Source organism: Palleronia marisminoris, from assembly GCF_900172315.1.
GTDB lineage: Bacteria > Pseudomonadota > Alphaproteobacteria > Rhodobacterales > Rhodobacteraceae > Palleronia > Palleronia marisminoris.
This window is the reverse complement of the sequence record NZ_FWFV01000007.1, coordinates 1-25,872: the sequence shown is the minus strand read 5'-3', so window position 1 is coordinate 25,872 and position 25,872 is coordinate 1. Positions and strand designations below refer to the sequence as shown.

The window sequence follows — 25,872 nt, the reverse complement described above, 5'->3', positions numbered from 1 at the left end:
AATGCAATCTCGTGATACCACTTATCTGATCGCCCCCGACCCGGCCGCCCCGCGCCTGACCCGCGCCGTCACGGGCACCGATCAGACCGGTGCGACCCAGACCATTCCGGTGGTCGAGGAACGCCCCCTGACGATCTACCTCAACGGGCAGGAGATCGTCACCGCCATGACGATTGGCGACTATCCCCAGTACCTCGCGCTCGGGTTCCTGAAGAACCAGGGGATGCTGCGCGAGGGCGAGACGGTGACGGGCGTGGAGTACGACGAGGATCTCGAGGTCGTCGTCGTCCGCACCGACAGCCCCACCAGCCACGAGGAAAAGCTGAAGAAGAAGACTCGCACCAGCGGCTGCGCTGTCGGCACCGTCTTCGGCGACATGATGGAGGGGCTGGAGAACCTGCGCCTGCCCGACGCCGAGCTGCGCACCAGCTGGCTTTATGCGCTGGCCAAGCGGATCAACACGACGCCGTCGCTCTACCTCGAAGCTGGCGCGATCCACGGCACCGTCTTGTGCCACCACGACCGCCCGCTCGTCTACATGGAGGATGTCGGCCGCCACAACGCGGTGGACAAGATCGCCGGGTGGATGGTCTCGGAAGGAGCAGACGGCGCGGACAAGATCATGTACACCACCGGGCGCCTGACGTCCGAGATGGTCATCAAATGCGCCCATATGGGCATCCCTGCGCTGGTCTCGCGCTCGGGCTTCACCGCCTGGGGGGTCGAGATCGCGCGGCAGGTGAACCTGACCCTGATCGGCCGGATGCGGGGCGAACGCTTCGTCTGCCTTGCTGGAGAAGATCGCCTGATCCGCGACGCAGAACCCGGATCGGCGGGCGAGGATCGCAAGCGGCGGTCCGCCTCATGATCGCGCCCTACGGCGTCATCCTTGCAGGTGGCCGCGCGACCCGCATGGGCGGGGGCGACAAGGGCCGGATGATGATGGGCGACCGCTCGATCCTCGACCGGGTCATCGACCGCCTCTCGCCGCAGGTGCCCCGCCTCGCGCTGTCGGCGAACGGCGACCCGGCGCGATTCGCGGACCTGCAACTGACCGTCCTGCCCGACAGCATCGAAGGGAATCCCGGCCCACTGGCCGGCGTGCTGGCAGGAATGGACTGGGCCGCGCATCTGGGAGCGAGCCACATCGTCACCGCCGCCGCCGACACGCCGTTCCTGCCCGGCGACCTCGTCCCGCAACTGCTGCTCGCGGCCGAGGCGCAGGGCAAGCCGATCGCCCTCGCCTCGACCCCCGATCCCGAGCATGGTGTCGTCCGCCACCCCACCTGCGGCCTCTGGCCCGTCGACCTGCGCGAGGATCTGCGCGAGGCGCTGGCAGACGGTGTCCGCAAGGTCGTCCTCTGGACCGAACGGCACGGCACCGCGCTCGCCGCCTTCCCCACCGACCGGGGCGATCCGTTCTTCAACGTCAACACGCCCGAGGATCTGGACGCCGCGAGAGGAATGGCATGAGGCTTTTCGGCGTGACCGGCTGGAAGAACGCTGGCAAGACCGGCCTGATGGAGCGTCTGGTGGCCGAGTTCACGCATCGCGGGCTGACGGTCTCGACCCTGAAGCACGCGCATCACAGCTTCGATGTGGACCAGCCGGGAAAGGATTCCCGCCGCCACCGGGACGCGGGCGCGCACCAGGTGCTCCTGTCCTCGCGCAGCCGGTGGGCGCTGATGACGGAACTGGGCGAGGCTGACGAACCCTCGCTGGAAGAGCTGCTGGCGCGGATGGCGCCCGTCGACCTGATCCTGGTCGAGGGCTGGAAGCGCGACCGTCACCCCAAGGTCGAGGCCTGGCGCGCCGAGACCGGCCGCCCCCTGATCGCCCCCGATGATCCCACGATCCGCGCCGTCGCGGCGAAGGGCGACCCCGGCATCGACGACCGCCCGATCCTCGACCTCGACGACACCGCCGCCATCGCCGACTTCATCGCCGCCGAGGTCGGGCTTTGAAACCCTTCGACACGATCCTCGTCGTCGACTGGTCCGCCGCCCAAGGCCGCGCCGCCGCCCGCGCCAACACGATCTGGATCGGCATCGCCCGGGATGGGGTCGCCGAAGCGCCCCGCCACATGCCCACGCGCCGCGCGGCCGAGGCATGGCTGGCCGACACCCTGCGCACCGAGATCGCCGCCGGCCGCCGCGTCATGGCCGCGTTCGACTTCCCCTTCGGCTACCCGCAAGGCTTCGCCCGCGCCGTCACCGGGCAGGACGACACGCTCGCCCTCTGGGACTGGCTGGCCGACCGGATCGAGGATGACGACACCGGCCGCAACAACCGCTTCGCCGTCGCCTCGGATCTGAACCGCCTGTTCCCCGGCACCGGCCCCTTCTGGGGCAAGCCGAACGAGACCGACTGGCCCGACATCCCCTACCGCGGCAGCACGCGCGACGGGCACGGGATGGCCGAGAAACGCGCCTGCGACGCGGCGGCGGCGGCGTCCAGCGTCTGGCAACTCGCCTTCCCCCCCACGGTCGGTAGCCAGGCGCTGATGGGCTTGCCCATGCTCTCCCGCCTGCGCCGGATCGACGGCACCGTCGCCTGGCCGTTCGAGCCGTGGCAGGACGCGCCCGCCGTGCTGACCGAGATCTGGCCCGGCCTCATCGAAAACGCCATGCCCCCCAAGGGAGACGGCATCCGCGACCGGCACCAGGTGCGCCTGCTCGCCCATGCGCTCGCGGCGTTGCCCGTCGATGAACTGGCGCGGATGATGGACGTGGACGCTCCCGAGGAAGGGTGGATCCTTGGCGCCGGACGTCGCGGGCGGCTGACGGACCTCGCCGCCTCCGCGCCGGCCGAGGCGCCCCTCGCCCCTCCGCCCCTGTCGAACGATTGCTTCGCCCTGCCCCCGGGCATCGAGTGGACGCCGGTGGACGACGCCCTCGCCCTCCTGCGCGACAGGTTGCGGCCGGTCACGGGCGCCGAGCAAATTGCCGCTGCAGACGCCGACGGCCGCATCCTCGCCGCGCCCGCCACGGCCACCCGCGCGAACCCGCCGGGGCCGAACTCCGCCGTGGATGGCTACGGCTTCGCGCATGAAGTGACCGGCGACGGACCGCAATCCCTGCCCCTCGTCACCGGCCGCGCCGCCGCCGGGGCACCGTACGCCGGCACGGTTCCGCGGGGTCAGGCGGTCCGCATCCTGACGGGTGCTTTGCTGCCCGAAGGCGTGGATACCGTGGTGCTGGAAGAGGATACCCGCACCGACGGCACCACGGTCGCCTTCAACGGCCCCGTGAAGCCACGCGCCAACACCCGCCAAGCGGGCGAGGATGTGGCTGCGGGCGACACCCTGCTGGCCGCGGGCGCGCGGCTCAGGCCGCCCGACCTTGCGCTGCTGGCCGCCGCAGGGGTGGCGCAGGTCAGCGTGCGCCGCCCGCTCCGGGTCGGCGTCCTGTCCACGGGGGACGAGCTGGCCGCTCCCGGCAGCACCATGGACCCCGCGCGGACCTACGACGCCAACCGCCCGATGCTCCTGGCCCTCGCCGCCCGCTGGGGGCACGCGGCCGTGGATCTGGGCCATGTGGAGGACGACCGGAACGCCCTGCGCGACAGGCTCGACGGGGCCGAGGCCGACGTGATCCTGACCTCGGGCGGGGCGTCGGCCGGAGACGAGGATCACGTCTCGGCCCTGCTGCGCGAAGAAGGCGCGCTGACCTCGTGGCGGATCGCCCTGAAGCCGGGGCGGCCGCTGGCGCTGGGGATGCGGGCCGGGCTGCCTGTCTTCGGGCTGCCGGGGAACCCGGTGGCGAGCTTCGTCTGCGCGCTGATCTTCGCGCGGCCCGCCCTGTCGCTGATGGCTGGCGGCGGGTGGGCCGAACCGCTCGCCATGACCGTCCCGGCCGCGTTCGAGAAGCGCAAGAAACCGGGCCGCCGAGAATACCTGCGCGCGCGCCTTGGCCCCGAGGGGGTCGAGACTTTCGCTTCCGAAGGGTCGGGCCGGGTTTCGGGCCTGTCATGGGCGGACGGGCTGGTCGAACTGTCCGACGGTGCGGCGCAGATTGCGCCGGGCGATCCGGTGCGCTTCCTGCCTTATGCAGGGTTCGGCCTGTTCTGAGCCGGAGGTCAGGCCGAGAGGCCGTCGATCCACTCGGCCGCGCCCTGCAACAGCCCCTCGACCGCCATGCGGAAGCTGTTGACCCCGCCGACATAGCCGGCCAGCGCGGGCTCCAGCGCCGGCACCTGCGCCGCGAGCCACGGCGCGGCGAGGTAGAGCGCCATGATCAGGATCGCCAGCGCCAGCATCAGCAGGAACCCGCTGCGAAAGGCGCCCGACGCCGAGGCGGGCTCGGTCAGGTCACGGTCGGCCTCGGTGCCGGCGGAAAGGGTCGAGTTGATCTCTTCGATGTCCGGGAACATGCCGCCGCCCCCGCTTCGGCGGCGCTGGGCGCTGTAGGCCGGGGCGGCAGGCTCTTCCGCGGGTGGCGCAACCTCGAGAGCCGGGTCGGGCTGCATCTCGATGGCGGTGACGTGGCGGGTCCGGCGGCGGGCGGCTTCGCGTTGCGCTTCCTCGCGCAGGATGCGGCGGGCGTCGGGATCCAGCTCGCGCCGCGGCACGCGAGTGACCGTGACCTCGCCTTCGGGCTGTTCCTCGGCGTCGGCGTCATCCGCCTCGTACTCTGGCTCAGGTTCGTCGGCGGCGGCATCCGAGGTGTCCTCGTCGGGGATCTCCTCGACCCGGCCATCGCCGAACTGCTTCCAGGTATGCCCACAGGCCGAGCACTGGACGTCGCGGCCGTCTTCGGAGATGAGCCCTGCACCGACCTCGTACTGGGCCGCGCAATTGGGACAGGTGATCCGCATGTTCAGGTGGCCGCCCCCTCAAGGTCTTGTTATTGGTATCCTTCCCTTTGGTAGCAATAGAGGCCAGCCAAGCAAGCCTTTTGCCACCCGGTGCGATTGAAACGCCTCGTCCGGTGCGGCAAAACGGCCGCGAGCTGACGAGGCGCCCAGTGATCGAGCTGAACGACATCACATATGGATACGACGGCACGGCGCTTCTGAGCGGTATTTCCCTGTCCCTGTCGCCCGGCAGCTTCCATTTCCTGACCGGCCCCTCGGGCGCGGGCAAGACCACGCTCCTGCGCCTGTGCTACCTGGACCTGACGCCCTCGCGCGGGTCGATCACCGTCTTCGGCGTGCCAGCCGCGAGGTTGGGGCGAAACGACGTGGCCAAGCTGCGCCGCCGGGTCGGGGTGGTGCACCAGGATTGCGGATTTCTCGACCACATGTCGGTGCGTGAGAACATCGCGATGCCGCTGGCGACGTCCGGGTTGGATCCCGCCCAACACGCGGCCGAGATCGACGAGCTTCTGGCCTGGGTCGGCCTGACGGACCGGGCCGAGGCGCGCCCGGCCGAGCTGTCAGGCGGCGAAAGGCAGCGTGCAGCACTCGCCCGCGCGCTGATCCTGTCGCCCGACGTGGTTCTTGCCGATGAGCCCACCGGAAATGTCGATTGGGAGATGTCGCTGCGCCTTCTGACCCTGCTGGTCGAGCTGAACCGCATGGGCAAGGCCGTGCTGATCGCCACCCACGACATGAACTTGATCCGCGCCGCGAAAAGCCAGGTGCAGGCGCGGGTGCTGCGGCTGCGGCGCGGGCAGCTCGACATGGCGGGCGCCGATCTGTGAAGATGTTCCGCGAGATCATGCAGACGCTGGCCGGGGATGCACAGGCCGACCGGATCGTGCCCCCCTCGGGCTTCACGGCGCGGCTGACGGCCTTCACCGCCGCGGCCATGGCGTTTCTCGCGGTCTTTGCGCTGGCCCTGTCTCTGGCAACCCACCGATTGGCCGAGCGATGGTCGACGTCATTGGCGCAAAGCTCGACCATCCGCATCTCTGCCCCGCTGGACCAGCGAGAGGCGCAGACCCGGGCGGTGCTGGCGCTGCTGCAGACGACGCCGGGAGTGGCGTCGTCTCGGGCGCTCGACCCCGCCGAGCAGCGCGCCCTGCTCGAGCCCTGGTTCGGCCCCGATCTGCCGGTCGAGACGCTGCCAATCCCGCAACTGGTCGAGGTGGTCGAGACGACCGAGGGCTATGACGCGCAGGGCCTGCGCCTGCGCCTCGCCGCCGAGGCCCCTGGCGCGATCCTCGACGACCACGCCCGCTGGCGTCGGCCGCTGGTGCGCGCGGCCGGGCGGCTGCACGTGCTGGGCCTCGGCGCGCTCGCCCTGATCCTGTGCGCCATGGCCGCGATGATCACGCTGGCGGCGATGTCGGCCCTTGCCGCCAATCGCGACGTGATGCGCGTCCTGCGCCTGATCGGCGCGCGCGACACTTTCATCGCCCGCGCCTTCGTCCGCCGTTTTACCATCCGTGCCGCGGGCGGGGCGCTTTTCGGCACGCTCGCCGGGATGCTGGCGATCTGGGCGCTACCCTCCGTCGAACAAGCGGGTGGCTTTCTCACCGGGCTGGGCTTTACCGGAGCGGGATGGCTCGCGCCGCTTCTCGTGCCGCCGGTCGCCGGTCTCACGGCCTTCTGGGCCACCCGCCTAGCCGCGCTTCGTGCGCTCAGGAGCATATCGTGATGCAGTACCTTCGCTCGCTGATCTTCACCGTGCAGATGTATGCCGTCATGGCGCTGATGGGCCTCTACTGGGCACCGATCGCCATGCGCAAGGACGACGGCGCACATCGGGGCGTGCGCGCCTACTGCAACTATGTCCGCTGGTCTGCCGCCTGGATGATCGGCCTGACCTCCGAGGTGCGCGGCGAGGTGCCGGACGGTGCCGTGATGATCACGGCCAAGCACCAGTCGTTCTTCGACATCATCATGCTCTGCTCGGTCCTGCCCGCGCCCAAGTTCATCATGAAGAAAGAGCTGACCCGCGCGCCCGTCCTCGGCTGGTTCGCCAAGCGGATGGGATGCGTGCCGGTCGATCGCGGCAAGAAGGGGCAAGCCATCGCCAAGATGATGGCCGACGTCCAGAAGGGCCGCGCGAGACCCGGGCAGCTGATCATCTATCCCCAGGGCACCCGCGTCGTCCCGGGGGTCCAGGTACCCTACAAGACCGGCACGGCGGTTCTTTATCAGCAACTGCAAGAGACGGTGATCCCGGTGGCCGTCAACGTGGGCGTCTTCTGGCCCCGCACGGGAATCCGGAAGACGCCCGGCCACGCGGTGATCGAGTTCCTCGACCCCATCCCACCGGGCCTGTCCAAGGACGTCTTCGTTGAACGGCTGCGCAACGCGGTCGAGGGGCGGTCGGACGAACTGATGGCCGAGGCCGGGTTCAGGGCGGCCGAGCTGACCCGCTCCTAGCCGCGCAGGGTGCCGCCCGTGGCGCTTTCGACCTTCTGGACGACCTTCTGCGCGACGACCTCGATCTCCTTGTCCGTCAGCGTCTGGCCCGTGGGTTGGATGCGCACCGTGATGGCGAGGGACTTCTTGCCCTCGCCCAAGCTGCCGCCGACGAACTGGTCGAAGACCCGCACCTCGTCGATCAGCGCCTTGTCCGCACCCTGAGCCGCCGCGACGACCTGCTGCGCCTCGATCCGGTCGTCCAGCACGAAGGCGAAGTCGCGCTCGACCGCCTGCAGATCGCTCAGCTCCAGCGCAGGGCGGGCGGCGCCCTGGTTGCGGGGGGCGGGAACCTCGTCCGGCCAGATGGTGAAGGCGACGGCAGGCCCCTTCACCCCAAGCTCGCGCAGGATCTTCGGATGGACCTCGCCGAACACGCCGAGCGTCTTCTTCGGCCCAAGGCAGATGCGCCCGTGGCGACCGGGATGCCACCACGCGGCCCCTTCGCGGAAGATCTGCGTTTTCGCAGGCGCGCCGAGGGCAGCCAGCACCGCCTCGATATCCGCCTTTACGTCGAACACGTCGACCGCGCGCGAGGCGCCGTGCACGTCTTTCGGCCCGGTGCGCCCGGTCAGAAGGCCGGCGACCTGCACACGTGACTCCTCGGGCTCACCGCCCTGGAAGGTCGTGCCGACCTCGAACAGCGCGACGTCACCCTGCCCGCGCTTCTGGTTCCGCGCGGCGGCCTGCAGAAGGCCCGGCAGGAGGTCGGGACGCAGGTGGCTCATCTCGGACGAGATGGGGTTTTCGAGCATCGTGGCATCCGACCCGCCCTCGAACAGCGCGGCCGAAGCGGCGTCGATGAAGGAATAGGTCACCGCCTCGTTGTAGCCGAGAGCGGCACATGTGCGCCGCGCGATCTGCTCGCGCCGCTGGCCCTCGGTCAGGATCGGCTTCGGCACGCCGGGCTGGGGGCGCGCCATCGGCTGCGGCACCAGCAGCGTCAGCGACGCGATGCGCGCGACCTCTTCCACCAGGTCCGCCTCGCCCTTCACGTCGGGGCGCCAGCTTGGCACGTGGGCCAGGTCGCCCTCCAGTCGGAAGCCAAGCGCCTCCAGCGTCTCGCGCTGCTGGCCGGACGGGATGTCCATGCCCACCAGCGACGAGCACCGCGCGGGATCCAGCGAATAGGCACGTGCATGATCGGGTGCCGCGCCGGCCTCGACGACCTCCGACGCTTCGCCGCCGCACAGGTCCAGGATCATCCGCGTCGCGGCCTCGAGGCCGGGGCGCGTCCATGCCGGGTCCACGCCCCGCTCGAACCGGTAGCGCGCGTCAGAGTTGATCTTCAGCGCCCGGCCCGTCCGCGCGATCGTCACCGGGTCCCACCACGCGGATTCAAGGAACACGTCCACCGTGTCCTCCTCGACGCCCGAGGGCGCGCCGCCCATGATGCCGGCGATGCTCTCGACGCCCTGATCGTCGCTGATGACGACCTGCCCCGCGCCGAATGTGTAGATGCGCTCGTCCAGCGCCTCGAGCGTCTCGCCGCCCTCCGTTAGGTGCACCCGCAGGTCGCCCTTGACCCGCGCCGCGTCGAAGACGTGCAGGGGCCGGTTCATGTCGAAGGTGAAGAAGTTGGTGATGTCCACGAGGGCCGAGATCGGGCGCAGCCCGATCGCCTTCAGTCGCGCCTGCAGCCACGCCGGGCTGGGGCCGTTCTTCACGCCACGGATCAGCCGGCCGGTGAAGTGGGGCGCGTGGGGCAACGCGGCCTCGTCGATGGCCACGCCGATGGGGGACGGGAAGCTACCATCGACCACAGGCTCGGCCAGAGGCTTCAGCGTGCCCAGCCCCCGCGCCGCCAGATCGCGGGCGATGCCGCGCACGCCCAGCGCATCGGGGCGGTTCGGCGTGATCGCGATCTCGATCACCGGGTCGACTGCCTCGGGACGGTTCGCGGCCAGCCAGTCGGCGAAGCTTTCGCCCGGCTCGCCCGAGGGCAGCTCGATGATGCCGTCATGTTCTTCCGACAGCTCCAGCTCGCGCTCGGAGGCCATCATGCCGAAGCTCTCCACGCCACGGATCTTGCCCACGGCGATGGTCGTGTCGAGGCCGGGGATATAGGTGCCGGGCTTGGCGACGACGACCGTGATCCCGGCCCGCGCGTTCGGCGCGCCGCAGATGATCTGTGTCGGGCCTTCGCCGGCCTCGACCGTGCAGATGCGCAGGCGGTCGGCGCCGGGGTGCTGCTCGGCCGTCTGAACCTTGCCGATCACGAAGGGGCGCAGCGCGGCGGAGGGGTCGGAGACCTCTTCGACCTCGAGGCCCAGGTCGGTCAGCGCCTCGGCGATCTCGTCCACCGTGGCGGCGGTCTCGAGGTGGTCCTTCAGCCAGGACAGCGTGAATTTCATGTCGGTCCGCGCCTCTTGTCGTGTCGCCCGCGGGACTAGCGCAGGCGGCGCGGAATGGGAAGCGCCCGGTCCGGGCCCGGGCGCCTCGCCTCAGTCGAAGATCGGTGTGCGCCAGCCGGTTGGGGTCATCACCCGCAGCCGCCCCGTGTCGGCGGCCACCGCGATCCAGCCCGCGCGCGGCGTGATGAACACCCAGCCGCCGTTCTGGAAGGCGGCGACGGTGCCGCCCTGCCCGGCCCAGGCGCCCGTCGGAGCGGTGCCGAGCGCATAGGCCGCGCCCTCGACCGGAGCGGCGGGGGGCGTCGCGGCGTCGAAGGCCACGACGGCAAGCTGGGTCAGCACGTCGAGCCGCGCGATCGCCTCGTTATGGGTGACGTGCTTTTGCGCCTGCGACGGCTGGATGAACGGCAAGGCAAGGTTGGTGGAGCTGTCGGACATGGGATCCTCGGGTGTATGAACGCCCGGACCATCCGCGCGACGCACTTGCCGGAAGGTTGAGCGGCCGTTCGCACCGGAGGCCAGCCGCGCAACGCCGCCGCCGGGTCGCCCGGCTTTCCTGGACGGCTCAGGCGCCCGGCGGCAGCGGCACGCCACCGCGCCCGAAGATCACGTTGTGGTTCGTGTTCACGTTCGATGTGTCGATCCGCGTGGTCGTGACGCCCGGCAACTCGCCGAAGTCGCGCACCAGGGCATTGGGGAACCAACTGCGCCCGACATCGAACCCCGCCTGCCGCAGGATACCGCTGGTCGACAGCGCGCAAGTCGCCTGCCCCGCCGCGCCATGCGCCCGCATTGCCGAGATAATGCGGTCGGCGGTCTCGCGCGTGACGGTCTTGTCCTGCCGAACGACGTAGAAATCCGGGCGGACGTGGTAGTCCGTATAGATGCGCTCGATCATCGGGGTGATGCCGAAAAGGACGTCGCCGATCTCGGGCACCTGCGGATGAAGGAACGAACCCGCCGGATCCCACAGCACCCGCTCGCTGCCGTTCACCAGCAGCGCCGTGTGCGCGCCGTTATCCTTGCCGACGCCGCGTACCGTGAACAGCGTGATCTGCGCAGGACCGCTGTCGGAAAAGCTGCGACGGGCGACCTCGGCCGGGTCGGAGGGCGGCGGATTGCCCACGGCGCAGCCCGCCAGCGCAAGGCAGAGCGCGGCGAGCGCAATAACGATGCGGGGCACGATCAGCCGTTGACGAGCCAGAGGAAGATCAAGCCGAGGATGATTGCGATCGTTCCGCGGGTGATCCACGTGATGAACGAGTTGAAGACCTTCTCGTGATGCGTGGTATCCATCGAGCCGTGGGAATGCTTGGCCATGTTCCGCTCCGAAGAAAACAGTTCCGCGGTCTGATAGCCCATGTGTGCGGGACTGTCACCGCCCCGTGGACGCAGAATTCACCGCAATGCGAAGCGCCACACGCCGTCCGTGCCGGTTTCGCGCAGCACTTCGCCGCGATGGACCAGGTGCTGGCAATGGGCGACCGCCTCGACCAGGGCGAGGCCGTATTCCGCCGTCCCGATCTCGCGCTTGAACAGCGGGCGGAAGCACTCGACCGCGCTGCGCGGCTCGGTCATGTGCGATCTCAGCCGGTCGAGCGCGCCATCGTGATTCTCGATCAGCTGACGCAACCGGGTGTCGAGGCCGCGATAGGGCAGCTTGTGACCCGGCAGGACGATCCTGTCGGGCGTCGCAAGCCCGCGGAACCGCTCGCACGAGGCCATCCATTCGCCCACCGGGTCGGCCTCGGGCTCGGTCGCGTAGATGCCGAGATTGGGCGAGATCGAGGGCAGGAACTGGTCCCCGCCAAGGACGAGCGGCCCGTCCTCTTCCCACAGCGTCGCATGTTCGGGGGCATGGCCGTCGCCGCAATGGATATGCCACCACCGCCCGCCGAGGCAGATCATGTCCTCGTTCATCAGCCGCCGGTAGCCAAGCGGCAGGGGCGTCACCACGTCGGCGAAGTTGAAGGGCCGCTCGGCCGCGCGCGCCTCGATCATCTCGGACGGCATCCCGGCGGCGCGCCAGAAGGCAAGCGTCTCGGGCGCGGGACGCTCCTGCAGGTCGAGAGTCAGCATCCGCGCCATCAGCCAGCCCGTGCGTGGCATCAGCAACTCGGTCCCGTGCTCGGCCTGGAACCAGCCGGCAAGGCCCACATGGTCGGGGTGGTGGTGGGTGACGACGACCCGCGCAACCCGCCGCCCGTCCAGCGCCCGTGTCCAGAGGTCGCGCGTCTTCCGGCTGTCGAAGCCGGTATCGACGATTGTGACGGCGCCGTCCCCCTCGTCGAGGATCCAGCAATTCACGTGGTCCAGCGCCATCGGCAGGGGCAAGCGCAGCCATTCCACCCCCTTGGCGATCGCGGTCGGCACGCCGAATTCGGGCGGCGTCTCGTGAATGTACCGGATCGTTCCGCCGTCGCTTTTCATGTCGGCCCCCTTTGTCCGGGGACCCGTATCGCCTCGGCCAGCCGTAGACAACTGCGCGACTCAGGCCGCCGTCAGGTCGTCCAGGCTGATCGAATAGAGGCCCTTTGCCCCCGCCCGCGCCTGCGCCAGAAGTGCGCGATGTTCGGGCAGCAGCCGGTCGATGTAGAACGCGGCGAAGGCCCCGCGCGCCGCGTCGCCCTTCTGCGCGGCCCGCAGATGCGCGGCACCGCCCAGCACCCGGGCGAAGGCATAGAGGTAGGGCACGGCGCCGGCAAAGCGGTCCTGCATCTCCTGCTCGGCCAGCCATTCGGTCGTCTCGCGCAGCGCCTCGGTGGCCTCCCAGACCTTCTGGGCCAGCGCCTCGTGAGACGCGCGGGCCTCTTCCGCCTGCGACTGGATCTCGTCGATCAGGGAGAATGCCGCCTCGCCCCCGTCCATCATCTTGCGCGCCACGAGGTCCATCGCCTGGATGCCGTTCGTCCCCTCGTAGATCGGGGTGATGCGGGCGTCGCGGCTGAACTGGGCGGCGCCGGTTTCCTCGACGAAGCCCATGCCGCCGTGGATCTGCACCCCCTCATGCGCGACCTGCACGCCGGTTTCGGTGCCGAAGACCTTGGTGATCGGCGTCAGCAGCGCCGCACGTGCCTTCCACCCGGCCTCGCCGGTGGCCGCGGCCATGTCGATCGCCACCGCGTTCATCAGCGCGATGGAGCGCGCGGCGAACAAGTCCGCCTTCATCTGGGTCAGCATTCGCCGCACGTCGGCATGTTCGACGATCGCGCCCGAGCCGCTCGCCTTCCCCTGCACCCGGTCCATCGCGTAGGCCACCGCGTGCTGATACGCACGCTCGCCCACGCCAATGCCCTGCGCGCCGACGCCGAGGCGCGCGTTGTTCATCATGGTGAACATCGCCGCCATGCCCTTGTTCGGCCCACCAACCAGCCAGCCGGTCGCGCCGTCGAACTCCATCACGCAGGTCGGCGAGGCGTGGATGCCCATCTTCTCTTCCAGGCTGACGACCCGCAGGTCGTTCTGCTCGCCCGGCTCGCCCGCCTCGTTCGGCAGGTATTTCGGGACGAGGAACAGGCTGATCCCCTTGGTCCCGGCGGGCGCATCCGGCAGGCGCGCCAGCACAAGATGCACGACGTTCGGCAGGAAATCCGCGTCGCCCCAGGTGATGTAGATCTTCTGCCCCGTGATCCGGTAGCTGCCGTCTTCCTGCGGCTCGGCCTTCGTCCGCAGCGCCCCCACGTCCGACCCCGCCTGCGGCTCGGTCAGGTTCATCGTTCCCGACCATTCGCCGCTGGTCAGCTTGGGCAGGTACAGCGCCTTCAGCTCGTCGCTGGCATGATGCTCCAGCGCCTCGATCTGGCCCTGGCTCAGCAGAGGGCACAGCTGCAACGACAGGCAGGCCGATGACAGCATCTCGTTCACCGCCGTCGTCACCGCCATCGGCAGGCCCATGCCGCCATGATCGGGGTTGGCCGCCATGCCGACCCAGCCGCCCTCGGCGATCGCCTTGTAGCCGTCGCCGAAGCCCGGAGACGTCCGCACCACGCCGTTCTCCAGCTTGGCCGGGTTGCGGTCGCCGGGCCAGTTCAACGGCGCGATCACCTCTTCGCTCAGCCGTGCGGCCTCGGTCAGGATCTGCTCGACCAGTTCCGGCGTGGCCTCGGCGAAGCGCTCGGTCTCGGCAACGCGGGAGAACCCGACGACATTCTCGAAGATGAAACGATAGTCGTTCAACGGGGCGCGATAGGGCATGGCGGCGGCTCCTCCAACTGGCGTGACCGTCAGAATGGCGGGCCACCCCCCGCCCGACAAGCGGAACGCGGCGTTATTGCCCGTCTGGCCAAGGCGCCCCGGCTGGCCTAATCCGACGCCATGACGTTGCGCCTCTCCGCCGACACGCCCGGGATCGACCGCGCCGCCCAGCTCTTGCGGCAGGGCGCCCTCGTCGCCTTCCCGACCGAGACTGTCTACGGCCTCGGCGCCGACGCCACCGATGCCCGCGCGGTGGCCGGCATCTACGCCGCGAAGGGCCGGCCCAGCTTCAACCCCCTGATCGCGCATGTCCCCTCGCTTCAAGCGGCCGAAGACCTCGTCCACTTCGACGACCTTGCCCGCCAACTGGCCCGCGCCTTCTGGCCCGGCCCGATGACGCTGGTCCTGCCCCTGCGCGATGGCGCCCCCGTCGCCGACATTGTCACCGCGGGCCTTCCCACGCTGGCCGTCCGCGTGCCCGCCGCCCCGTTGGCCCTGCGCCTTCTGGAACGCACCGGCCGTCCCGTCGCCGCGCCCTCGGCCAACCCCTCGGGCCGGGTCAGCCCTACCACGGCCGACCATGTCGAGGCTGGCCTCGGCGACCGGATCGACGCGATCCTCGACGGCGGCCCGTGCCCGGTCGGCCTCGAATCGACGATCCTGATGCCCGTGGACGGCACCGTCCGCCTGCTCCGCCCCGGCGGCCTCCCGGTCGAGCGGATCGAGGCGCTGCTGGGCACCCCCATCAGCCTTGAAGCACCCGGCGACACCCCCACCGCGCCCGGCCAACTCGCCTCGCACTACGCGCCGCAGGGCCGGGTGCGGTTGAACGTCACGCAGCCCGACCCGGACGAGGTCCTGCTGGGCTTCGGCCCCATCAACGCCGACCTGAACCTCTCGCCCACCGGCGACCTGACCGAGGCCGCCGCACAGCTCTTCGGCCATCTCCAGACCCTCGACCGCATGGGCGCGCGCCGCATCGCCGTCAGCCCCATCCCCGAACGGGGCGTCGGCCGCGCGATCAACGACCGCCTGCGCCGCGCGGCCGCCCCACGATAGGCCGGAACGCCCGCCAAAGACGCGCGTTCGAGCTTCATGTGCCAAAGCTGCTTCACCCGCCGCGCTTTCCTGGGCGCCTCGCTCACCGCCCCGGTCGCGCTCTCGGGATGTGACGAGGCCCCGAACCTCGTCTCGGACGAAGAGGCCGCGCGCATGGGCCAGGAGGCGTGGGAGCAAATGCTCGAGACCACGCCCCTCAGCCGCAACAGGTCGTACGAACAGGCGCTCCAAAGCGTGTCCATGCGGCTTCTGAACGCGTCGGCGGTCGAGCATGACGGGTGGGAGATCGAGGTCTTCGCCTCGCCCCAGATCAACGCCTTCGCCCTGCCCGGCGGCAAGATCGGCGTCTACGAGGGCATGTTCGACGTCGTCCAGAACGAGGCGCAGCTTGCCGCCATCGTCGGGCACGAGATCGGACACCTCTCGGCCGAGCACGCGCAAAAACGCATGTCGGCCCAGATCGCCCGGAACGCGGGGCTGCGGATCGTGTCGTTCTTCCTGAATGTCGGCGGCGTGGAATACAGCGCCGAGATCGCCGCGGCCCTAGGCCTCGGCCTGGATTACGGCCTGCTGCTGCCCTATTCCCGCGACCAGGAGATCGAGGCCGACGCCCTTGGCCTCACCACCATGTCGGATGCCGGGTTCAACCCGCAAGAGGCCGTCACCCTGTGGCAACGGATGCAAGCCGCGAACGCCAACCGCGCGCCCGAGTTCCTCGCGACCCACCCCACCCCGGCGTCCCGCATCCGTGAGATCGAGGAAATCCTCGAGACGATCTGATCAGGCCGCCTCGCGCGCATAGACCTGCGCGCCGCCGACCCACGTTCCCAGCACCCGCCCCTGCATCCGCGCCCCGTCGAACGGCGTGTTCTTGGATTTCGACGCCAGCGTCGAGCGATCCAGCACGAAGGGCGCATCGGGGTCGAACAGCACCAGGTCCGCCGGAGCGCCCGCCGACAGCCGCCCCCCCTCCAGCCCCAGCCGCCGCGCCGGGGTCAGCGACAGCGCCCGCCACAGCTGCGGCAGCGTCAGGCTGCCCGCATGCACCAGCTGCATCGCGGCGGGCAGCAGCGTCTCTAGCCCAACCGCACCCGATGCGGCTTCTTCAAAGGGCAGGCGCTTCGATTCCTCGTCCTGCGGCGTGTGCATCGAACAGATAACGTCGATCAGCCCCGAGGCGACAGCCTCGACCGCCGCCTGCCGGTCATCCTCCGCCCGAAGCGGCGGCTTCAGCTTGAAGAATGTCCGATAGCCCGCCACGTCCAGCTCGTTCAGCGTCAGGTGGTGGATGCCGATCCCGGCGGTGATATCCAGCCCGTTGCGCTTGGCCCGCTCCAGCGCCGGCAGCGCCCGGGCAGAGGTGATCTGGTCGACGTGATACCGCGCGCCCGTCATCTCCAGCAGCGAGATATCCCGGTCCAGCCCCATCCGTTCCGCCATCGGCGACACCCCCGGCAGCCCGTAAAGCGACGCGAACTTGCCGCTCGTCGCCGCGGCCCCCCGGCTCAACCCCGGCTCCTGCACATGCCCCACGACCAGCGCACCAAGGCCCTTGGCATAGGTCAGCGCGCGGGACAGCACGCGCGTATCCTCCACCACCCGGTCGCAATCGGTGAACGCCACAGCCCCCGCATCCATCAGGAACCCGATCTCGGTCATCTCGCGCCCGTCCCGCCCCTTGGTCAGCGCGGCCATATGGGCCGTCCGCACCTTCGAATCGGCCTCGGCCCGTCTGGCGACGAACTCCAGCACCTCGGGCGTGTCGATGGCGGGGTTCGTATCGGGCCGCGTCACCATCGTCGTCACCCCGCCCCGGGCGGCGGCGCGTCCGGCCGAGGCGAAGCTTTCCTTGTGCCGCTCGCCGGGTTCAGAGACCTTCACGCCCAGATCCACGATCCCCGGCGCAAGGCACTTGCCCCGGCAGTCGATCACCTCGGCCGCCTCGGGTGCCGCGTCCAAGATGTGTCCCTCGGCGACGTGCAGGTCGCCCCGGCGCTCCTCGCCGGTTTCGGGATCGATCAGGCGGGCGTTGCGGAAGGTCAGGGTCATGGGCGTCTCCGGGTCCGGGCGTCGCCGACATACGCCGCCCCACCCCCGCGTGGCAACAATCAGCCCGCCTTGGCCGACCGCCGGATCAGCATCTCGCGCTTGGTGCGGCTGAGGCGATCCACGAACAGCTTGCCATCCAGGTGGTCGATCTGGTGCTGCACGCTCGCCGCCCAGAGGTGAACGAAATCCCGCTCCACGACCGCGCCCTCGGCGTTCAAGAACCGCACCGTCACCGCGCGCGGCCGCGCCACCTTGGCCGAGACACCCGGCAAACAGGGCGAGGCCTCTTCATGCACGCGATCCTCGACACTCGCATGCAGCACCTGCGGATTAGCCATTCGAACCGCCTGCCCGCGCGCATCGCTGGCATCGACCACCGCAAGGCGCAGCCCCACCCCGATCTGCGGCGCGGCAAGGCCCACGCCCGGCATCGCGTCCATCGTGTCAATCATGTCCTGCCATATCGCGCGGATGTCGTCCGTCACCGCCTCGACCGGGGCCGCAGAAACGCGCAACCGCCGGTCCGGCCAGCGCAGGATCGGGCGGACCGCCATCAGACGACCCCCTCGGGCAGGCGGTCCGACAGGTAGCGATCGGCCGAGGCGGGCGCGTGCATCATGTGCCGCACCCAGGCGTCGCGCTCGTGCATCAGCACCGGGAGCTCCCATACGCAGGCGGTCAGAGGGCGGTCATCCACGGCCCGGAACCCGGCCCCATCGTCAAGGCTGAGGCGCTGACACAGGATGTCGCCATGCGCCCACCAGTCCATCAGCAGCCACGTCCCGGCCTCGCCCTCGTGCACCACGGCGAAGCCAAGATCGTGCGAACTGCCTTCGGTCGCGGCAGCCTCGGCCATCCGGTCGGCCTCGAGCCGTGCCGCAGACACGCGCGCCTCGGTCGGCACCGCATGGCCGATATGGTAGGGCTTCACGCGCAGGGCTCCGATCCGCCACATCATCAGGTGGCGCACGGGGCGCGGAGCGTAGACCGGCGGCATCACGCGCGCGCCTGCTCTCGCTTCATCTTCTGCATCTTGCGGGTGATCATCTGCCGCCGCATCGGCTTGAGGTAGTCGATGAACAGCTTGCCATCGAGGTGGTCTATCTCGTGCTGCGCGCAGGTCGCCCAGAGGCCGGCGAACCGCTCGCGCTGCCGCGCGCCGTCAAGGTCGGTCCAGGACACCTCGACCTCGGCCGGGCGCTCGACATCGGCATATTGCTCGGGGATCGACAGGCACCCTTCCTCGTAGGTGTTCAGCGCCTCCGAGGACCACTCGACCACCGGATCGATCAGGGCCATCGGGCGCGGCTCGGCGCCCTCTTCCTTGATGCAGTCCATGACGAACAGGCGCTTCATCACGCCGATCTGCGGCGCGGCAAGGCCGATGCCCGGCGCGTCGTACATGGTTTCCAGCATGTCGGACGCCAGGGCGCGGATCTCGGCGTCGGGGGCGCCGATCTCGGTCGCGCGGGTCTTCAGCCGCGGGTCGGGGTGGATCAGGATGGGGCGGATCATGCAGGGGATTTAGGCGAGCCTCGCGCCCTTCGCAACGCCCCGCTTCACCTCCCGCGCCCTGCCTGCTAGCCAAGCGGCCAAAGGAGCATCCCATGAGTTTCGACGAGATCATCGACCGCCGCGGCACCCATTGCGCAAAGTGGGACAAGATGGAGGCGATCTACGGCGTTCCCGCCGAGACGGGCCTTGCCATGTGGGTCGCCGACACGGAGTTCCGCCCGCCGCAATGCGTACAGGATGCCGTCGCCCGGATGCACGCCCACGGGGTTTACGGCTACTACGGCGACGACACCGCCTATCTCGAGGCGATCCGCTGGTGGATGGAGACGCGCCACGGCTGGTCCATCGACCCCGCCCACATCCTGACGACCCATGGCCTCGTCAACGCCACCGGCCTCTGCGTCGATGCCTACACGCAGCCCGGCGACGCCGTGGTCCTCTTCACCCCCGTCTACCACGCCTTCGCCCGCGTGATCCGCGCGGCGGGGCGCGAGGTGCGCGAGCTTCAGATGCCGGTCGTCGAAGGCAAGTACGTCCTCGACATCGACGCCTTCGACGCCGCCATGCAGGGCAACGAGAGCATGGTGATCTGGTGCTCGCCCCACAATCCCGGCGGACGCGTCTGGACGGCGGAAGAGAACGCCGCGATCGCCGACTTCGCGATACGCCACAACCTGGCGCTGGTCTCGGACGAGATCCATCAGGACCTGACCTATCCCGGCCACGTCCACCGCCCCATGGCGCTGACGCCGGGCGTCGAGGATCGGCTGGTGACGCTGAACGCGCCCTCGAAGACGTTCAACATCGCCGGCAGCCATACGGGCAACGTCATCATCGCCGACGACGACCTGCGCGCGCGGTTCGCCGGGCGGATGGGCGCGCTCGGCCTCTCGCCCAATTCGTTCGGACTCGCCATGACCGAGGCCGCCTATTCGGCGGAAGGCGCGGAGTGGGTGGACGGGCTGGTGGCCTATCTGGACGAGAACCGCCGCATCTTCGACGCGACGATCGCCGCCATTCCGGGGCTGTCCTCCATGCCTCTGGAAGCGACCTATCTCAGCTGGGTCGATTTCTCGGGCACCGGAATGGCCCTGTCCGAGGCGACGCGCCGGGTCGAGCAGGACGCGTCCATCGCCGCCAACCACGGCGGCACCTTCGGCAAGGGCGGCGAAAGTTTCCTGCGCTTCAACATCGGCATGCCCCGCGCCCAGATCGAGGACGCCTGCGCCCGCCTGGAAAGCGCCTTCGCCGACCTGCAGTGACCGCACCTGCCCCGAACCCGCGAAAGGCCGAACATGACGATCACGCACGAGGACGAGTTGGACGGCCTGAAGGAGATCGGCCGGATCGTCGCGAACACGATGCAGGCCATGGCGAAAGCGATGGAGCCCGGCATGACCACCCGCGAGCTGGACGAGATCGGCCGCGATCTGCTGGAGCATGAGGGAGCCGTTTCGGCCCCGCAATCGACCTACGATTTTCCGGGCTTCACCTGCATCAGCGTGAACGAGGAGATTGCGCATGGCATACCGGGCGACCGGGTCATCGCGCTCGGAGACCTGGTGAACATCGACGTGTCGGCCTCCAAGGACGGGTACTTCGCCGATACCGGGGCGACGTACAATCTCGCGCCAGAAGACCCGTCGCTGCACCGCCTCTGCCGCGACGGGAGGCGCGCGATGCAGATCGGGATCGCCCAGGTCGGTCGGGACAAGCCGCTGGCGGGTATCGGCCGGGCCATCGGCCGCTTCGCCTCGGGCCGGGGCTACACGCTGATCCGCAACCTGGCCAGCCACGGCGTGGGCCGGTCCTTGCACGAGTACCCCGGTGAGATCGCGACCTGGCCGACCCGTGGCGACACGCGACGCATCAACAAGGGGCTTGTCATGACGGTCGAGCCCTTCCTCTCGACGGGCGGGCTCTGGGCCAGCGGCGGGAGCGATGGCTGGACGCTCTACAGCGAGCCGGCGGCCCCGGTCGTGCAGTATGAACATACGGTGGTCGCGACGGATCGCGGGGCGACGATCGTGACACTGCCGGGATGATCCATACTTCGGGCGCACTCGGGAATTCGACTTCCGGGCCCAGAAGGGCCGATCCGCGACCTCGCGCTGCCGCTGGTGCAGGAATCTTTCACGATCTCTCGTGGCTTGCCGCCAAGGATCGCTGCTTCGGGCGGACCCCGCTTTCAGGGCGAGGAACCACTGCATCCGGGAAACGTAGATGTCCTGCACCACGAAGCCGCCCGCCGGGCTGTCACGCGCCATAGTGAACGGAAACCCTGATGACATTTCGCTTGAGCAGTTACCCTGGTAGGCGCAACGCAATCCGGAAGCGTGCGGCACCCCCGCGGCCGTCCAGCGGGTCCAACGTCCTTGGCCTTGCGATTGCCGGCCTCGCGGTATCTGCTTTCGTGAACCACCGCCTCGCCCGGAAGGCCGAGCGCGACAATCCCCCGGCCGGCGAGTTTCTGAACATCGACGGCGTTCGTCTGCACTACGTGGACCGCGGCGATGGGGATCCGATCGTCCTGCTGCACGGCAATGGCAGCATGATCCAGGACTTCGAGTCGAGCGGCCTCATCGATCTCGCCACCCGGACTCATCGCGTCATCGCATTCGACCGCCCGGGTTACGGCCACAGCGCACGCCCACGGAGCAGGGTCTGGACGCCCGAGGCGCAAGCGGATCTGATCCACGAGGCGCTCTCGCGGATCGGCATCGAGCGTGCGACGATCCTTGGTCACTCCTGGGGCTGCTCGGTGGCTGTGGCGCTTGCGCACAAGTATCCCTGGCTGGTCAGCGGGCTGGTGCTCGCCTCGGGCTACTACTATCCGACCGCGAGGCCCGACGTGATCGGCATGGCCGGCCCGGCGGTACCGCTGGTGGGCGACCTCATGCGCTACACCATCTCTCCGATCCTGAGCCGGTTGATGTGGCCGCTCCTGATGCGGAAGATCTTCGGCCCGCAGCGCGTCCCGGCGAAATTCGCGGGCTTCCCGAAGGCCATGGCCGTTCGGCCGTCCCAGATACGGGCGAGCGCCGCGGAATCGGCGCTGATGATCCCCGATGCCGCCGCCTATCGTGCCATCTACTCCAGCCTCGGGATGCCCGTCGCCATCGTCGCTGGCGCCGAGGACCGCCTCGTCGATCCCAAGGCGCAGTCAGCGCGTCTTCACCGGGAGATCGCGAAGAGCAGCTTCGACCTCGTTCCAGGCGCGGGACACATGATCCATCAGACAGATACGGGTGTGGTCATGGCGGCGATCGAGAAGGTTGCCGCGCCTCGGAAGACGTAGCCTCGGCGCTAGGGACTCGTCATCAGATCTTACACGGACAGGCGACCGCGCTGCGCGTCCATCGCCATGCCGCTCGGTCGCCCGGTTGGCGACATCGTCGGGAACTGGCTTCCAGGAACGGGTGCCTCATCGCCCTCTGGACCTCGCGCCCGACAGCCTACATCGTGCCCGAAGATTCAGAAGAAGAAGCCCAAAGACCGTTCACGAGCGATCTGAAGGGATGAGAGAGACCGAGGAGAACAGCTTGGCACACCAGGTGAGCGATGATGACCGGTACCGACTTCTGCTGGAATCGATCACGGACTACGCAATCTACATGCTGGACCCCGGCGGCCACGTTTCAAGCTGGAATCCCGGCGCGCAGCGCTTCAAGGGCTATGACGCGGCCGAGATACTCGGCGAGCATTTCTCTCGCTTCTATACCCAGGACGACAAGGATAGCGGGTTGCCGGAGCGCGCGCTTCGGACCGCCGATGCCGAGGGACGCTTCGAGAACGAGGGGTGGCGCGTCCGCAAAGACGGCAGCCACTTCTGGGCGCATGTCGTCATCGACCCCATCCGATCGCCTTCGGGCGACCTCCTGGGCTTCGCCAAGATCACCCGCGACCTGACAGAACGGAGGGCGACAGAGGAAGCGCTGCGCAAGAGTCAGGAGCAGTTCCGGCTTCTCGTCCAGGGCGTCACGGACTACGCCATCTACATGCTCGACCCCACCGGTCACGTGGCGAGCTGGAACGCCGGCGCGCGCCGCATCAAGGGCTACGCGCCCGCCGAGATCATCGGCCAGCACTTCTCGCGCTTCTATACCGAGGAAGACCGGCATGACGGGCTGCCCTCACGGGCGCTCGCGACTGCCGAACGCGAAGGTCGCTTCGAGCACGAGGGCTGGCGGGTGCGGCGGGACGGGACCCGCTTCTGGGCCAGCGTGGTGGTGGACCCGATCCGCGACGATGACGGCCACCTGATCGGCTTCGCCAAGGTCACCCGTGACATCACCGAGAAGCGGGAGGCACAACGCGCACTCGAGGAGACGCAGGAAGAGTTACTCCAGGCCCGCAAGATGGAGGCACTGGGCCAACTCGCCGGCGGGATCGCGCATGATTTCAACAACCTCCTGATGGCGATATCCAGCAGCCTCGAATTGCTCCAGAACCGGCTGCCTGACGAGTCTCGGGTCACGCGCCTGCTCGAGAACGCGGTTCAGGGCGTTCATCGGGGCGCCACCCTGACCTCCCGCCTGCTGGCCTTTTCCCGCCGTCAGCCGCTCGAACCGCAGGCGGTGGACCTTCCGGCGCTCATTCGAGGCGCCGGTGATCTGCTGCGGCTCTCGCTTGGCAGCGATATCTCGGTCGAAACCCAGGCCCCTCTCTCGGTGCCTCAGGCGATGGTGGATCCGACACAGCTCGAGCTTGCCTTGCTCAACGTGGCAGCCAATGCACGTGACGCCATGCCCCAGGGCGGGACGCTGACCATCACCCTGTCGAGCGAGGAGGTTTCGGACGGGCAGGTGACGGGCCTCAAGGGCGGGGCCTATGTGCGTCTTTCCGTTTCGGACACGGGTGAGGGAATGGACGAAGAGACGCTCGGCCGGGCAGCCGATCCCTTCTTCACGACCAAGGGTCCCGGCAAGGGCACCGGACTGGGGCTTTCGCTGGTCCATGGACTGCTTGAGGACTCCGGCGGCCGCCTGGTCCTGAGCAGCCGCAAGGGCGAAGGTACGACGGCTGAACTCTGGCTTCCCGCCGCCCAATCCCAGCGATTGTCCAAGGCAGGACCAGCGGCAGGCGCGGAGTCGGAGACCGGCGACGGGAAGACTGTTACGGTGCTTGCCGTCGATGATGACGCCCTGATTCTGATGAACACCGCGCTCATGCTGGAGGATCTCGGCTATTGCGTCATCGAAGCCAGTGGCGGGGCTGAGGCGCTCAAGGTTCTCGAAAAGCAGCATGTGGATCTGCTGATCACGGACCAGAACATGCCGCGGATGGTCGGAACCGAACTTGTGAAGGCAGCACGACAGATCCGTCCGGATCTTCCGGTGATACTTGCCACGGGCTACGCCGATCTCGACGAGGCCAGTGAACTCCGGCTGCCGAAGCTCGACAAGCCGTTCGGCTTTAACGAGCTACGATCCGTTGTCCGCGACACGCTCGGGCAATGATGGATGGCTTCCAGCCAGGATGACGGGGCCCTTGCGCTCAAGCAGGTGGCGGTGGTCTCGTTGGTGGATGCGGCGGGTCGGGCGGGCCGGTTCTCGCCTCATCGCCGGTGGAGATACAGCATGGATACGAATCAGGTGAAGATTTGACCGAGAGCAGACCTTACGAGCGCATCCCTCGCCAGCATGCGGCAGATATCGCGACGAAGATTCTCGGTGGCGCCGGGTATTCGCAGGCGCATGTCGAGGTCATGGCGCGCAACATGGTCGAGGCACAGGCGCAGGAATGTCATTCCCATGGCCTCTATCGCCTGGTTTCCTGCTCGACCGTGGCGGAGAGCGGGCTGGTGAATCTGACGGCCACGCCGGAGGTGACGGACCGGGCCCCGGGCGTGGTTGCCGTGGATGCCAAGGGCGGCAATTCGCTCCTCGCGTTCCAAGCCGGTGTCGGGCAGTTGGTCGAGAAGGCCCGGGCCAGCGGTATCGCCGCACTCGCCGTCAACGACTGCTTCCATTACTCGGCCCTCTGGTGGGAGGTCGAGCAGCTGTCCGCGCAGGGACTGGTGGCGCTCGCGATGACGCCGACCCATCCGTACGTTGCCCCCTTTGGCGGGACGCAGCCTCTTCTCGGGACGAACCCCCTCGCGTTCTCCTGGCCGCGCCCCGATGGCGAGCCCTACACCTTCGACTTCGCAACGAGCGCGGTTGCCCGTGGCGAGGTCGAGCTCCGCAGCCGGCAAGGGGAAGCCCTTCCCGAAGAGTGGGCGATCGACGACGCGGGGCAGCCAACGACCGACAGCACCAAGGCGCTGGCGGGCGCTCTCCTTCCCTTCGGCCGCCACAAGGGTTCGGCCATCTCGACGATGGTCGAGCTTATGGCGGGTCCGTTGATCGGCGACCTGCTGAGCTGCCAGACGGCAGAGCCCGGCAGCTCCGCACGGAAGGGTGTCCAGCACGGCGAGCTGGTCATCGCGATCGATCCGGGCCGTTTCGGCGTCTCCCTCGAAACCGCCGAACGCCTTTTCGAGGAGATTTCCGACCAAGGCGCCAGGCTGCCATCTGAACGCAGGCGGGCCGCGAAACGAGAAGCCGCGAAGGCGGGGCTTCTCGTCGCATCCCACTTGCTCGCGGACCTCGAGAGACGCGCGGCGTGAGGGCATCCCCTGTGCACGAGCAGGGCGGCTTGGGGCAGGTTTATGCCGTGGGCCACCCAGGGGGCGAGAGACCCAGCGAAGTTGAGGACTTTGGGGCGAAGCCGGTAGCTGTGCGAAACCCATCGATAATTTGCGCCGCTGCCCTTGATCAACTTCGGAATAAGAGACTGCTCCAGACTACGCGGGGGGCCCGTCAAGCGCGAGTTCGTCCATCATGTCGCCAAAAATTCGGTCGATCCGGATCAAGACAACCAGTTCAGCTTCGCGGAGGCTGAGGCCCTCGATGATGCTGCTGTCCCAATTGCTGATCCCGATGCTGGGGCACGGCTGGATCTTGTCCGCAGGAATTTCATCTACCTGGCCCACCCCGTCGACGAGGATTCCTAGCAGCTTGCGATGTGATCCCGCCGCAACTTCCACGACCAGGATCTGTGGCTCGTGAGTGCTCGCCGTCGAAGGAATGTCAAGGTGCGCCTTCAGGTCGACGACCGGCAGAGGGGTCCCGCGGAGATCGACGACTCCCAGAACGCAGATGGGCGCATCGGGCAGCGGGGTGATCTTCCCCGGGACCAGTAGCTCCCGCACATCGCGGACATCTATTCCGAGCGTCTGCTCGCCAAGGTGGAAGGTGAGGTAGACGGGGGAGGAATCCTCCTCCCCCGCCACGTCCCGCACATGCCGAGTGCTGATTTTCATGGATCAGCCGGCGTAGCGATGGAAGTCGTCGTCGGAGACCTCCTCCGACTTTAGGTCGAGCTCGAACGCCTTCACGTCCTT

Annotated in this window: 26 protein-coding genes; 14 read left to right on the top strand and 12 right to left on the bottom strand. The window is 68.7% G+C overall.

Going from position 1 to position 25,872, the window contains the following annotated elements:
• The first annotated feature begins 1 nt into the window (after nucleotide 1).
• Genes PAM7066_RS12265 through PAM7066_RS12250 form a run of 4 tightly spaced genes read left to right on the top strand, consistent with a single transcriptional unit; the run spans nucleotide 2 to nucleotide 4,069 of the window.
• Nucleotides 2–868: a formate dehydrogenase accessory sulfurtransferase FdhD gene (locus tag PAM7066_RS12265; RefSeq protein WP_085854508.1), complete on the top strand. Its 867-nt coding sequence runs from the start codon at nucleotides 2–4 to the stop codon at nucleotides 866–868.
• Complete coding sequence (gene mobA, locus PAM7066_RS12260) at nucleotides 865–1,473, top strand: molybdenum cofactor guanylyltransferase MobA (protein WP_085854507.1); 609 nt, start codon at nucleotides 865–867, stop codon at nucleotides 1,471–1,473. Before PAM7066_RS12265 ends, mobA begins: the two co-directional genes overlap by 4 nt.
• Nucleotides 1,470–1,964, top strand: a complete 495-nt coding sequence (mobB, locus tag PAM7066_RS12255; RefSeq protein ID WP_085854506.1) for a molybdopterin-guanine dinucleotide biosynthesis protein B — start codon at nucleotides 1,470–1,472, stop codon at nucleotides 1,962–1,964. Before mobA ends, mobB begins: the two co-directional genes overlap by 4 nt.
• Nucleotides 1,961–4,069 (top strand): molybdopterin-binding protein, encoded by a 2,109-nt coding sequence (locus PAM7066_RS12250; protein ID WP_085854505.1) that lies wholly within the window; start codon nucleotides 1,961–1,963, stop codon nucleotides 4,067–4,069. The genes mobB and PAM7066_RS12250 overlap by 4 nt, the downstream gene beginning before the upstream one ends.
• Nucleotides 4,070–4,077: 8 nt before the next feature.
• Here PAM7066_RS12250 and PAM7066_RS12245 read toward each other — a convergent pair whose 3' ends face one another.
• Complete coding sequence (locus PAM7066_RS12245) at nucleotides 4,078–4,815, bottom strand: zinc-ribbon domain-containing protein (RefSeq protein ID WP_085854504.1); 738 nt, start codon at nucleotides 4,813–4,815, stop codon at nucleotides 4,078–4,080.
• 149 nt (nucleotides 4,816–4,964) lie between these two features.
• On the opposite strand from PAM7066_RS12245, the gene PAM7066_RS12240 reads away from it, so the two are divergent.
• From PAM7066_RS12240 to PAM7066_RS12230, 3 genes are read left to right on the top strand one after another with little or no spacing between them, the layout of a single operon-like run.
• Nucleotides 4,965–5,642: a cell division ATP-binding protein FtsE gene (locus PAM7066_RS12240; RefSeq protein ID WP_085854503.1), complete on the top strand. Its 678-nt coding sequence runs from the start codon at nucleotides 4,965–4,967 to the stop codon at nucleotides 5,640–5,642.
• A 2-nt stretch (nucleotides 5,643–5,644) separates the two neighbouring features.
• On the top strand, nucleotides 5,645–6,541 hold the full coding sequence (locus PAM7066_RS12235) for a cell division protein FtsX (RefSeq protein WP_085854502.1): 897 nt from the start codon (nucleotides 5,645–5,647) through the stop codon (nucleotides 6,539–6,541).
• Nucleotides 6,541–7,275 carry a lysophospholipid acyltransferase family protein gene (locus PAM7066_RS12230; protein ID WP_085854501.1) on the top strand — a complete coding sequence of 245 codons (735 nt, stop codon included), beginning with the start codon at nucleotides 6,541–6,543 and terminating at the stop codon, nucleotides 7,273–7,275. Before PAM7066_RS12235 ends, PAM7066_RS12230 begins: the two co-directional genes overlap by 1 nt.
• On the opposite strand, the gene pheT is transcribed toward PAM7066_RS12230, so the two are convergent.
• The 6 genes from pheT to PAM7066_RS12200 all read right to left on the bottom strand — a co-directional run bounded on the left by pheT (nucleotide 7,272) and on the right by PAM7066_RS12200 (nucleotide 13,862).
• Nucleotides 7,272–9,668, bottom strand: a complete 2,397-nt coding sequence (gene pheT / locus PAM7066_RS12225) for a phenylalanine--tRNA ligase subunit beta (RefSeq protein WP_085854500.1) — start codon at nucleotides 9,666–9,668, stop codon at nucleotides 7,272–7,274. The two genes, PAM7066_RS12230 and pheT, sit on opposite strands and share 4 nt — an antisense overlap.
• A 90-nt stretch (nucleotides 9,669–9,758) precedes the next feature.
• Entirely contained in the window at nucleotides 9,759–10,106 is a 348-nt protein-coding gene (locus PAM7066_RS12220; protein ID WP_085854499.1) for a DUF2793 domain-containing protein, read from the bottom strand.
• Between the two features lie 127 nt (nucleotides 10,107–10,233).
• A complete protein-coding gene (locus PAM7066_RS12215) occupies nucleotides 10,234–10,851 on the bottom strand; it encodes a hypothetical protein (protein ID WP_085854498.1) in 618 nt (205 codons plus the stop codon).
• A 2-nt stretch (nucleotides 10,852–10,853) separates the two neighbouring features.
• Nucleotides 10,854–10,988, bottom strand: coding sequence for an aa3-type cytochrome c oxidase subunit IV (locus PAM7066_RS12210; RefSeq protein WP_085854704.1), 135 nt, complete (start codon nucleotides 10,986–10,988; stop codon nucleotides 10,854–10,856).
• Between the two features lie 78 nt (nucleotides 10,989–11,066).
• Entirely contained in the window at nucleotides 11,067–12,098 is a 1,032-nt protein-coding gene (locus PAM7066_RS12205) for an MBL fold metallo-hydrolase (protein WP_085854497.1), read from the bottom strand.
• 60 nt (nucleotides 12,099–12,158) lie between these two features.
• Complete coding sequence (locus PAM7066_RS12200) at nucleotides 12,159–13,862, bottom strand: acyl-CoA dehydrogenase (RefSeq protein ID WP_085854496.1); 1,704 nt, start codon at nucleotides 13,860–13,862, stop codon at nucleotides 12,159–12,161.
• Nucleotides 13,863–13,982: 120 nt separating this feature from the next.
• On the opposite strand from PAM7066_RS12200, the gene PAM7066_RS12195 reads away from it, so the two are divergent.
• Together PAM7066_RS12195 and PAM7066_RS12190 are read left to right on the top strand one after the other, a co-directional pair.
• A complete protein-coding gene (locus tag PAM7066_RS12195) occupies nucleotides 13,983–14,921 on the top strand; it encodes an L-threonylcarbamoyladenylate synthase (protein ID WP_085854495.1) in 939 nt (312 codons plus the stop codon).
• Nucleotides 14,922–14,957: 36 nt separating this feature from the next.
• The gene (locus tag PAM7066_RS12190) at nucleotides 14,958–15,701 is read left to right on the top strand and encodes a M48 family metallopeptidase (RefSeq protein ID WP_085854494.1); all 744 of its coding nucleotides are present in this window, start codon (nucleotides 14,958–14,960) and stop codon (nucleotides 15,699–15,701) included.
• On the opposite strand, the gene pyrC is transcribed toward PAM7066_RS12190, so the two are convergent.
• From pyrC to def (PAM7066_RS12170), 4 genes are read right to left on the bottom strand one after another with little or no spacing between them, the layout of a single operon-like run.
• A complete protein-coding gene (pyrC, locus tag PAM7066_RS12185) occupies nucleotides 15,702–16,970 on the bottom strand; it encodes a dihydroorotase (RefSeq protein ID WP_085854493.1) in 1,269 nt (422 codons plus the stop codon).
• A 59-nt stretch (nucleotides 16,971–17,029) separates the two neighbouring features.
• Nucleotides 17,030–17,524, bottom strand: coding sequence for a peptide deformylase (gene def / locus PAM7066_RS12180; RefSeq protein ID WP_085854492.1), 495 nt, complete (start codon nucleotides 17,522–17,524; stop codon nucleotides 17,030–17,032).
• Nucleotides 17,524–17,967: a hypothetical protein gene (locus tag PAM7066_RS12175; RefSeq protein ID WP_085854491.1), complete on the bottom strand. Its 444-nt coding sequence runs from the start codon at nucleotides 17,965–17,967 to the stop codon at nucleotides 17,524–17,526. Before PAM7066_RS12175 ends, def (PAM7066_RS12180) begins: the two co-directional genes overlap by 1 nt.
• On the bottom strand, nucleotides 17,967–18,485 hold the full coding sequence (gene def / locus PAM7066_RS12170) for a peptide deformylase (protein ID WP_085854490.1): 519 nt from the start codon (nucleotides 18,483–18,485) through the stop codon (nucleotides 17,967–17,969). Before def (PAM7066_RS12170) ends, PAM7066_RS12175 begins: the two co-directional genes overlap by 1 nt.
• Before the next feature lie 92 nt (nucleotides 18,486–18,577).
• On the opposite strand from def (PAM7066_RS12170), the gene PAM7066_RS12165 reads away from it, so the two are divergent.
• The 5 genes from PAM7066_RS12165 to PAM7066_RS12145 all read left to right on the top strand — a co-directional run bounded on the left by PAM7066_RS12165 (nucleotide 18,578) and on the right by PAM7066_RS12145 (nucleotide 25,095).
• The gene (locus PAM7066_RS12165) at nucleotides 18,578–19,747 is read left to right on the top strand and encodes a MalY/PatB family protein (RefSeq protein WP_085854489.1); all 1,170 of its coding nucleotides are present in this window, start codon (nucleotides 18,578–18,580) and stop codon (nucleotides 19,745–19,747) included.
• 33 nt (nucleotides 19,748–19,780) lie between these two features.
• Complete coding sequence (map, locus tag PAM7066_RS12160; RefSeq protein ID WP_085854488.1) at nucleotides 19,781–20,530, top strand: type I methionyl aminopeptidase; 750 nt, start codon at nucleotides 19,781–19,783, stop codon at nucleotides 20,528–20,530.
• 368 nt (nucleotides 20,531–20,898) lie between these two features.
• Complete coding sequence (locus tag PAM7066_RS12155; protein WP_217639963.1) at nucleotides 20,899–21,783, top strand: alpha/beta fold hydrolase; 885 nt, start codon at nucleotides 20,899–20,901, stop codon at nucleotides 21,781–21,783.
• Between the two features lie 256 nt (nucleotides 21,784–22,039).
• Entirely contained in the window at nucleotides 22,040–23,944 is a 1,905-nt protein-coding gene (locus tag PAM7066_RS12150) for a hybrid sensor histidine kinase/response regulator (RefSeq protein ID WP_217639962.1), read from the top strand.
• A gap of 107 nt (nucleotides 23,945–24,051) precedes the next feature.
• Entirely contained in the window at nucleotides 24,052–25,095 is a 1,044-nt protein-coding gene (locus PAM7066_RS12145) for an Ldh family oxidoreductase (RefSeq protein WP_276326079.1), read from the top strand.
• Between the two features lie 177 nt (nucleotides 25,096–25,272).
• On the opposite strand, the gene PAM7066_RS12140 is transcribed toward PAM7066_RS12145, so the two are convergent.
• On the bottom strand, nucleotides 25,273–25,770 hold the full coding sequence (locus tag PAM7066_RS12140) for a chemotaxis protein CheW (protein WP_175484640.1): 498 nt from the start codon (nucleotides 25,768–25,770) through the stop codon (nucleotides 25,273–25,275).
• Nucleotides 25,771–25,872: the final 102 nt, after the last annotated feature.

What these genes read in the sequence shown, in the direction of transcription:
- PAM7066_RS12230 (WP_085854501.1), top strand. Translation starts at nt 6,541, where the DNA reads ATGCAGTACCTTCGCTCGCTGATCTTCACCGTGCAGATGTATGCCGTC.
- PAM7066_RS12220 (WP_085854499.1), bottom strand. Translation starts at nt 10,106, where the DNA reads ATGTCCGACAGCTCCACCAACCTTGCCTTGCCGTTCATCCAGCCGTCG.
- PAM7066_RS12195 (WP_085854495.1), top strand. Translation starts at nt 13,983, where the DNA reads ATGACGTTGCGCCTCTCCGCCGACACGCCCGGGATCGACCGCGCCGCC.
- PAM7066_RS12235 (WP_085854502.1), top strand. Translation starts at nt 5,645, where the DNA reads ATGTTCCGCGAGATCATGCAGACGCTGGCCGGGGATGCACAGGCCGAC.
- pheT (WP_085854500.1), bottom strand. Translation starts at nt 9,668, where the DNA reads ATGAAATTCACGCTGTCCTGGCTGAAGGACCACCTCGAGACCGCCGCC.
- PAM7066_RS12165 (WP_085854489.1), top strand. Translation starts at nt 18,578, where the DNA reads ATGAGTTTCGACGAGATCATCGACCGCCGCGGCACCCATTGCGCAAAG.
- map (WP_085854488.1), top strand. Translation starts at nt 19,781, where the DNA reads ATGACGATCACGCACGAGGACGAGTTGGACGGCCTGAAGGAGATCGGC.
- PAM7066_RS12210 (WP_085854704.1), bottom strand. Translation starts at nt 10,988, where the DNA reads ATGGCCAAGCATTCCCACGGCTCGATGGATACCACGCATCACGAGAAG.
- PAM7066_RS12175 (WP_085854491.1), bottom strand. Translation starts at nt 17,967, where the DNA reads ATGCCGCCGGTCTACGCTCCGCGCCCCGTGCGCCACCTGATGATGTGG.
- PAM7066_RS12245 (WP_085854504.1), bottom strand. Translation starts at nt 4,815, where the DNA reads ATGCGGATCACCTGTCCCAATTGCGCGGCCCAGTACGAGGTCGGTGCA.
- mobB (WP_085854506.1), top strand. Translation starts at nt 1,470, where the DNA reads ATGAGGCTTTTCGGCGTGACCGGCTGGAAGAACGCTGGCAAGACCGGC.
- pyrC (WP_085854493.1), bottom strand. Translation starts at nt 16,970, where the DNA reads ATGACCCTGACCTTCCGCAACGCCCGCCTGATCGATCCCGAAACCGGC.
- def (WP_085854490.1), bottom strand. Translation starts at nt 18,485, where the DNA reads ATGATCCGCCCCATCCTGATCCACCCCGACCCGCGGCTGAAGACCCGC.
- def (WP_085854492.1), bottom strand. Translation starts at nt 17,524, where the DNA reads ATGGCGGTCCGCCCGATCCTGCGCTGGCCGGACCGGCGGTTGCGCGTT.
- PAM7066_RS12200 (WP_085854496.1), bottom strand. Translation starts at nt 13,862, where the DNA reads ATGCCCTATCGCGCCCCGTTGAACGACTATCGTTTCATCTTCGAGAAT.
- PAM7066_RS12205 (WP_085854497.1), bottom strand. Translation starts at nt 12,098, where the DNA reads ATGAAAAGCGACGGCGGAACGATCCGGTACATTCACGAGACGCCGCCC.
- PAM7066_RS12265 (WP_085854508.1), top strand. Translation starts at nt 2, where the DNA reads ATGCAATCTCGTGATACCACTTATCTGATCGCCCCCGACCCGGCCGCC.
- mobA (WP_085854507.1), top strand. Translation starts at nt 865, where the DNA reads ATGATCGCGCCCTACGGCGTCATCCTTGCAGGTGGCCGCGCGACCCGC.
- PAM7066_RS12190 (WP_085854494.1), top strand. Translation starts at nt 14,958, where the DNA reads ATGTGCCAAAGCTGCTTCACCCGCCGCGCTTTCCTGGGCGCCTCGCTC.